Source organism: Pseudomonas sp. 57B-090624 (assembly GCF_003234055.1).
GTDB classification, from domain to species: domain Bacteria; phylum Pseudomonadota; class Gammaproteobacteria; order Pseudomonadales; family Pseudomonadaceae; genus Metapseudomonas; species Metapseudomonas tohonis.
In genome coordinates, this window is sequence record NZ_QKRU01000134.1 from 1 (window position 1) to 7,149 (window position 7,149).

Sequence of the window (7,149 nt, forward strand, 5' to 3'; positions counted from 1 at the left end):
GCCAGGTAGCCCGCCGCAAAGGCATCGCCCGCCGCGCAACTGTCCACCACGCGCGGGACGGGGAGGGCGGGCACCTCGATGCGTTGATCGGCGGTCGCGACCAGGCAGTCCGCGGCGCCGCGCTTGATCACCACTTCCACACACCCCAGCTGGAGTGCCCGATCCGCCGCGGCCCGTGCCTCATGGGGGCCATGCAGTCGGCATTCGTCATCCAGCGTCAGCAGGGCGATGTCCGTCAGGGACAGCATCCGCTGGTGAATGGGCCGTGCTTCTTCGACGCTCCAGAGTTCCGCCCGGTAGTTGCTGTCGAAGCCGATCCGGCCGCCCTCGGCCCTGAAGTCGGCCAGTGCAGCCAGCAGCGCCTCGCGCCGTGGCGGCGAAAACAGCGCGAGGCTGATGCCGGACAGGTAGAGCAGGTCGGGGCGCGGCCGGGCGAGCCAGTCCGCTAGAGCGATCTCGCCGGAAAACCAGCGGCGCGCGGCGCTTTCCCCGCGCCAGTAATGGAAGCGGCGCTCGCCCAGCGCATCGACCTCCACCAGGTACAGCCCCGGGCGTTGGCCCGGGAGCCGTGCCACCCGGTGGGTGTCGATGCCTTCGTCTTTCCAGGCGTGGAGCATCTGCTCGCTGAGGGGGTCGTCACCGAGGGCGCTGAGGTATTCGACCCGGTGTGTCGTCCCGGCCAGCAGGCGGGCGAGGTAGAGGGCGGTATTCAGGGTATCGCCGCCGAAACCGCGCCTGAGCGGGGTTCCGGCGAGCTCCACCATGCACTCCCCGAGGCAGGCGATGCGCATGCGGTCAGTCCCGCTCGGGTGCGCGATAGGCGATGCAGTCCACCTCGACGCGGCAGTCGATCACCATGCTGGAAACCACGCAGGCCCGTGCTGGCGGGTGTTCGCCGAAGAACTCCAGGAACACGGCGTTGAAGGCGGTGAAGTCCCGAGGGTCGTCCAGCCAGACACCGCAGCGCACCATGTGCTCGGGCCCGTAGCCTGCCTCCTCGAGTATCGCCACCAGGTTGCGCAGGCACTGGCGCGCCTGGGGGACGATGCCGCCGTCCACCAGCACACCGTCCAGAAGCGGCGTCTGGCCCGATACATGGAGCCAGCCGTCGGCCTGTACGGCACGGGCGAATGGCATGGGCTGGGCGGCGCTGCCGGTGGCCCGGGCGTAGCGTTTCAACTCGGTCATGGGGAACTCCTTCAGGTCCGTTCGAGTGGGTTGCGGGTGAGGAAGCGACCGGCCCTTTCCGTGCAGGCTTCGCCGGGGCAATGGGCCAGGGTGCCGTTGACCCACACGGCGTGAATGCCGGTCGCGGGGCATTGCGGGTCCTCGAAGCTGGCGACGTCCGAAAGGCTCAGCGGGTCGAAGAGCACCAGGTCGGCCCAGTGGCCGGTGCGGATCAGCCCGCGCCGGTCCAGCCCGAAGCGCCCGGCAGGGAGCGAGGTCATCTTGCGCACGGCTTCTTCGAGGCTGAACAGGCCGATGTCCTGGGCGTAGTGGCCGAGCACCCGGGGGAACGTCCCCCAGAGCCGTGGGTGCGGGTGTGGGTCTTCCGGCAGGCCGTCCGAGCCGATCATGGTCAGCGGGTGCGCGAGGATGCGCTGCACGTCCGCCTCGCTCATGCAGTGGTACACCGCGCCGGCGGGCTGCAGGCGTCGCGCCGTCTCCAGCAGGGGCAGGTCCCAGGTGGCGGCGATATCGGCGAGGGTGCGGCGCGCCATGTGGGGATGGGACTCCGACCAGGTGATCAGGATCTCGTAGGCGTCGGTGACCTGGCCGAGGTCGAGGGTCGAGGCGCTGGCCGCATAGGGGTAGCAGTCCCAGCCCAGTGGCTGCCTGGCGCTGGCGGCGTCCAGGTGGGCGAGCACCTCGGTGCTGCGCCCCCAGTTGCCGGCGCCCGCGCACTTGAGGTGGGACACCACCACCGGGCTGTCGGCGTGGCGGCCGATGGCGAAGGCCTCGTCGAGCGCGTCGAGAATGCCGTCGAACTCATCGCGCAGGTGCGTGGCGTACAGGCCGCCGTGTTGGGCCAGTTCTTCGGCCAGTTGGCGCACCTCATCGATGCCCGCGGCATGGGCCGACGCGTAGGCCAGCCCGCTGCTCAGGCCGATGGCGCCTTCGGCCAGGCTGGCTGCCAGCTCGATGCGCATGGCACGGATCTCGGACTGGCTGGCGCTGCGGTCGAGGCGGTCCAAGTGGTTGTTGCGCAGGGCGGTGTGCCCCACGAGGGCGGCGACGTTGACGGCCGGGCAGGCCTGCTCGACCGCCTGGCGATAGTCGGCGAAGCGCGGATAACGGAACGCCTCGGCCGGCCCCAGCAGGTTCATCGGGTCCGGCAGGGGGCCGGCCAGCCTGACGGGTGCGGCGCTGATACCACAGTTGCCGACGATCACCGTGGTTACGCCCTGGCTCAATTTGGGCAGCATGGCCGGGTGGCGGATCACCGCCATGTCGTCGTGGGTGTGCGCGTCGATGAAGCCCGGGGCCAGGACCAGGCCCTCGGCGTCGAACACCCGGTTGGCCGTGCCGTCGCCGGCGGCCTCGCCGATGTGGACGATGCGCCCCTGGTCGAGCCCGACATCGGCGACGAATTCCTCCGTCCCGCTGCCATCCATGATCCGCGCGCGGCGTATCAGCGTGTCGTAGTGCGTCATGCTTCAGTCCCCCAGTGGTAGTCGGTCGCCGTCCTGGCGGTATTCGTCCAGCGCCAGCTTCACCCGGCGCAGGAGTTCCTGGCTGGCATCGACGTTGCGCAAGGCGAGTTCCGTGGCGAGCAGGTCGATGACCAGCAGCATCCCGTAGCGGGCAGCCGTCGGTTTGTGGATGAAGTCGGTTTCATCGAGGTGCAGCCCCAGCACCACGTCCGCCAGCGGGGCCAGCGGCCCGTCTTCGCGGGTGATGGCGAGAATCCGGGCGCCATAGGCTCGCGCCACGCGCAGGATGTCCGGCATGCCCGGGAGTGCGCCGGTGAGGGAGAGGACGATGAGCACGTCGCCCTTCGTGCAGGTCGAGGCGACCATGCGCATCAGCACCGGGTCGTGGTAGCTGGAGACCGGATAGCCCAGCCGTACCAGGCGGTATTGCACCTCCATGGAGAACAGCGTGGAGCAGCCGCCCATGCCGAAGGCATGGAGGCGCCGCGCGCCGGCCAGCAGGTCGACGGCGGCCTCCAGGCGAGCCCCGTCGAGCCCGTCGAGGTGGCGCCGCAGGCTGGTTTCGATGTCCGCCAGTATCTGGCCGTGAAAGGGCGAGACCGGCGTTGGTGCTCCCCCCAGGAAACGATTCCCGACCCGTGATGCGCGGGCCAGTTTCAGGCGCAGGTCGCGCAGGTCGTCGCAATCCATCAGCCTCGCGAAGCGCGACATGGCGGCCTTGCTCACGCCGGCCTTGCTGGCCAACTGGTCGATGCTGGCCGCTGCGGCGAAGGCGACGTCGTCCAGCACCGCTTCGGCGATGCGTGCGGCGTTGCCGCCCAGCGTTTCCCGGCGGCTGCGGATGAGGTACAGGATGTCCATCAGAGCACCAGCGCCAGGCCGCCGGTGAGCGCCAGGGCAACCAGGGAAATCAGCGTTTCCAGCACCGTCCAGGTCTGCAGGGTCTGGAGCACGGACAGGTTGAAGTACTCCTTGATCAGCCAGAAGCCGCCATCGTTGACGTGGGAGAGGATCAGCGAACCCGCACCCGTGCTCAGTACCAGCAGCTCCGGATGGGGGTAGCCGCTGGCCAGGGCGATGGGGGCGACGATGCCGGCGGCGGTGGTCATGGCCACGGTGGCCGAGCCGGTGGCGATGCGCATCAGCGCGGCGACCAGCCACCCCAGCAGCAGGGGTGACAATTCGAAGCGCGACGACAGGGCGACGATCTCGGTGGTGATGCCGGTCTCCATGAGGATGCGATTGAGGCCACCACCGGCCCCCACCAGCAGGGTGATGGCGGCGGTGGGTGCCAGGCATTCGGTGCTGAATTTCAGGATCGCGTCACGGTTGAAGCCTCGCGCCAGCCCCAGGCTCCAGAAGCTGAACAGGGTGGCGATCAGCAGGGCGACCACCGAGTTGCCGATGAACGAAAGCAGTTGGTTGAGCCCGCTGCCCCGGGTGCTCAGCGCATCGGCCCAGCCTCCGAGCAGCATCAGCGCCACCGGCAGCAGGATGGTGCCGAGGGTGATGCTGAAGCCCGGCAGCGAAGCGGATGAGCCCTCGGCGCGGAGCAGTTGTTCGCCGATGGGGTTGTGGGCGGGCAGGTGGATACGCGGTGCCACCAGCCGGGTGAAGAGCGGGCCGGCGATCGCGGCGGTGGGCACGCCCACCAGGATGGCGTAGAGCACGGTCCTGCCCACCTGCGCGGAGTATTCGCCCACCGCCAGCATGGCGGCGGGGTGGGGTGGAACCAGCCCGTGGACCACCGACAGCCCGGCCACCATGGGCAGGCCGGTCATCAGGATCGACACGCCGACCTGGCGGGCCACCGTGAAGGCGATGGGCACCAGCAGCACGAAGCCCACCTCGAAGAACAGCGGCAGGCCGCACAGGAAGGCGATGGCGGCCATGGCCCAATGCGCATTGCGTTCGCCGAAACGGGCGATCAGGGTCTGTGCGATGCGCTCCGCACCCCCGGACTCGGCCATCATCTTGCCGAGCATGGTGCCCAGGGCGACCACCAGCGCGATGTGGCCGAGCGTGCGGCCTACCCCGGCCTCGTAGGCGGTCATGATCTCCTGGGGCGGCATCCCGGCGGAGAGGGCGAGCCCCATGGAGACCAGGGTGATGACGATGAAGGGGTTGAGGCGGTAACGCGCGATCAGCAGCACCAGGGCGATGATGGCGATCAGGGCATGGATCAGCAGGTGACTGTCGGCAGTGGCGGGCATCGTGTCCTCCTTGGTCGAGGCAAAGGCCGACCGTCCCGCGCGCAGGGGCGGGGTCGGCTCGTCTTGGAAATGGGGGCTGGACTAGAAGAAGGTTTCCACGGCGCCCCGGACGCGGTAGTCGTCATCCACCAGCAGCAACTGGCGCCATTTGTCGAAGGTCAGGCAGGGGTGGGAGATATCGAAGGCCAAGAGGTCGCCCACCTGCAGGTCGGCGTCGGGAGGCGTTTCCATGAAGGCGTGCTGGTCCATCATCCGCGTGAGCCTCCAGGCGCTGGGCGCGACCGTTGGCCGGGCTCCTTCGCCGGGGCGGTGGTGCAGCGCCGGCAGGGGCATGCCGGCATCGAACGCGGCGTCGCGCTTGCCCAGGCCCACGATCGCCAGGCCCGGTTCGGGCAGGGCCTGCACATGGGCCCAGAGCTGCAATGCCGGGAGCAGGCTGCTGCCCATCTCCCGGGCCACGGCATTGCTGGCGTGGATGCGCCGGGCCGCCTCGCGGTAGATGCCGGCGTCGTGGGTCAGGTAGCAGCCCGGGCGCAGCACCACCTGCAGCGGCCTGCCGATGTCCTGGCCGCCGAAGGTCTCCGCTACCACGTCGAACCAGGCGGAACCGGCACCGGAGAGAATCACCTCGGGTTCGCCGAAGCGGCCCTCGCTGGCCAGTCGGCGCGTGCGCTCCAGCACATGGCCGAGCAGCTGGCGGACCTGATGCTCCTCCTGCAGCACGCCTTCGTAGACCTCGCAGCCCACCAGGCTGATCGTCTGGGGCCAGCGCGCGATGGCGGCCAGCACCTCGGCTTCCTGGGCCTGGTTGCGGACACCGGTGCGGCCGCCTTGCACCCCGAACTCCAGCAGCACCCGCAGGCGCTGGCCGGCGTCGCTGAAATAGCGCCCCAGTGCCTCGACGTTGGCCGCGGACTCCACCAGGCAATAGAAGCTGAAGCCCGGGTCGCGAAGCAGGCGCGAGATGATCGCCATGTTGGCCTTGCCCACCAGCTGGTTGGCCATCAGCACGCGGCTCACGCCGTGGTTGCGTGCGGCCTGGACCTGGGGCGCGGTGGCCAGGGTGATGCCCCAGGCGCCGTGTTCCAGCTGCCGGTGGAACAGCGCCGGGCTCATGGTGGTCTTGCCATGGGGCGCCAGTTGCACGCCATAGGCATGGATGAACCGGCTCATCCAGGCCAGGTTGTGTTCGATGCGGCTCTGGCGCAGCACGGCGACCGGCAGGCTGACGTCGTCGGCGAGGATGTCCCAGCCGTATGCCTCCACGTGCTCCACCAGGGCTCCGTGCGGGGCGTGGCCGAGGCCCTTGCCGTTGGGGTCGAGCAGTCGTCGTTGAAATTTGTTTTCAGCCATCAGGTGTTCCTCCCTGGTCCGTTGAAAACAAGTATCACCCCCTTCGCGGTATTGGCCATGGGGCCGAGAGCGTGCGTGCACTGTGCCTCCATAGGCCCGTGAACGCCGGCCAGCCGGCGGCATGGCTGGCCTCGCCATGATTCCTCGCAGGGGTTTCGGTCTTTCCGACCCGGTGTTGTCGGCTTTCGTGGGGGGAGGGCAGCCGGGTACGGCACCTCCACGGGAAAACGGCCCCTGGCCCGAGGACCGTTGCCGACTCACGAGTCGCCTGGCGCCATGGCGATGGCCGGCGTGCAGGGGGCGTCGACGACGTGCCCGGGATATTTCGGCTGAACAGGCGGGCACCGGGCGAGGTCAACCCTGGGTCATGCCGAATGAACCTGGAGGTTGCGATGAGACGGCTGAATCTTCCGTTGCTGCTGTTGGTCGGGGCCGTTTCCACGGCGGTGCTGGCCGATGACGAAGACCTGACCATGGAGCAGGAGCGCGATCAGATCGGCGCCAACATGGAGGCCGAGCGCAAGGGCGAGCAACCGGCGCTGAACAATTCCGGCGTGCCGTCTTCGGCGGCTACGCCAGGGGCCGGTTCCGGAAGCTCGGTGGGGTCGCCGACCACCACCACGGGCAATCCCACCTCTGCGCCCGGTGCGCCGGCCACCGGGCCGGGTACGCCGACCACGGCCCCCGGGACGCCCACTACCGGGCAGGGCGTGCCGACCAACGCCCCCGGCAACCCCACGACGGGGCAAGGCAGTTCGACGGCATTGCCGGGTACCTCCACCGCCGTGCCGGGCAGTTCCACGGCGCGGCCGGGCGCCTCGACGTCCGGGCAGGGCTCATCCACCGCCGCGCCCGGCGCGCCGACCACCGGCCAGGGTCGTTCGACCACGGGGTCGGGTTCAGCGGGTGGGGCGGCGGGTGGCGCCGGG

Annotated in this window: 7 protein-coding genes; all 7 read right to left on the reverse strand. The window is 69.5% G+C overall.

Annotated elements, in window-relative coordinates; translation table 11 throughout:
• Positions 1-791: sugar kinase (locus tag DMX10_RS31380; protein ID WP_111264760.1), on the reverse strand; the 791-nt coding region annotated here is incomplete at its 3' end.
• Positions 792-795: 4 nt separating this feature from the next.
• Positions 796-1,188, reverse strand: a complete 393-nt coding sequence (locus DMX10_RS31385) for a RidA family protein (protein WP_111264761.1) — start codon at positions 1,186-1,188, stop codon at positions 796-798.
• Positions 1,189-1,199: 11 nt separating this feature from the next.
• On the reverse strand, positions 1,200-2,654 hold the full coding sequence (locus tag DMX10_RS31390) for an amidohydrolase family protein (RefSeq protein ID WP_111264762.1): 1,455 nt from the start codon (positions 2,652-2,654) through the stop codon (positions 1,200-1,202).
• 3 nt (positions 2,655-2,657) lie between these two features.
• The gene (locus DMX10_RS31395; protein WP_111264763.1) at positions 2,658-3,515 is read right to left on the reverse strand and encodes a MurR/RpiR family transcriptional regulator; all 858 of its coding nucleotides are present in this window, start codon (positions 3,513-3,515) and stop codon (positions 2,658-2,660) included.
• Complete coding sequence (locus tag DMX10_RS31400; RefSeq protein ID WP_111264764.1) at positions 3,515-4,867, reverse strand: gluconate:H+ symporter; 1,353 nt, start codon at positions 4,865-4,867, stop codon at positions 3,515-3,517. The genes DMX10_RS31395 and DMX10_RS31400 overlap by 1 nt, the downstream gene beginning before the upstream one ends.
• A gap of 81 nt (positions 4,868-4,948) precedes the next feature.
• Positions 4,949-6,220, reverse strand: a complete 1,272-nt coding sequence (locus DMX10_RS31405; RefSeq protein ID WP_111264765.1) for an amino acid deaminase — start codon at positions 6,218-6,220, stop codon at positions 4,949-4,951.
• 490 nt (positions 6,221-6,710) lie between these two features.
• A complete protein-coding gene (locus DMX10_RS31410; protein WP_146603104.1) occupies positions 6,711-7,109 on the reverse strand; it encodes a hypothetical protein in 399 nt (132 codons plus the stop codon).
• Between the last annotated feature and the right edge of the window lie 40 nt (positions 7,110-7,149).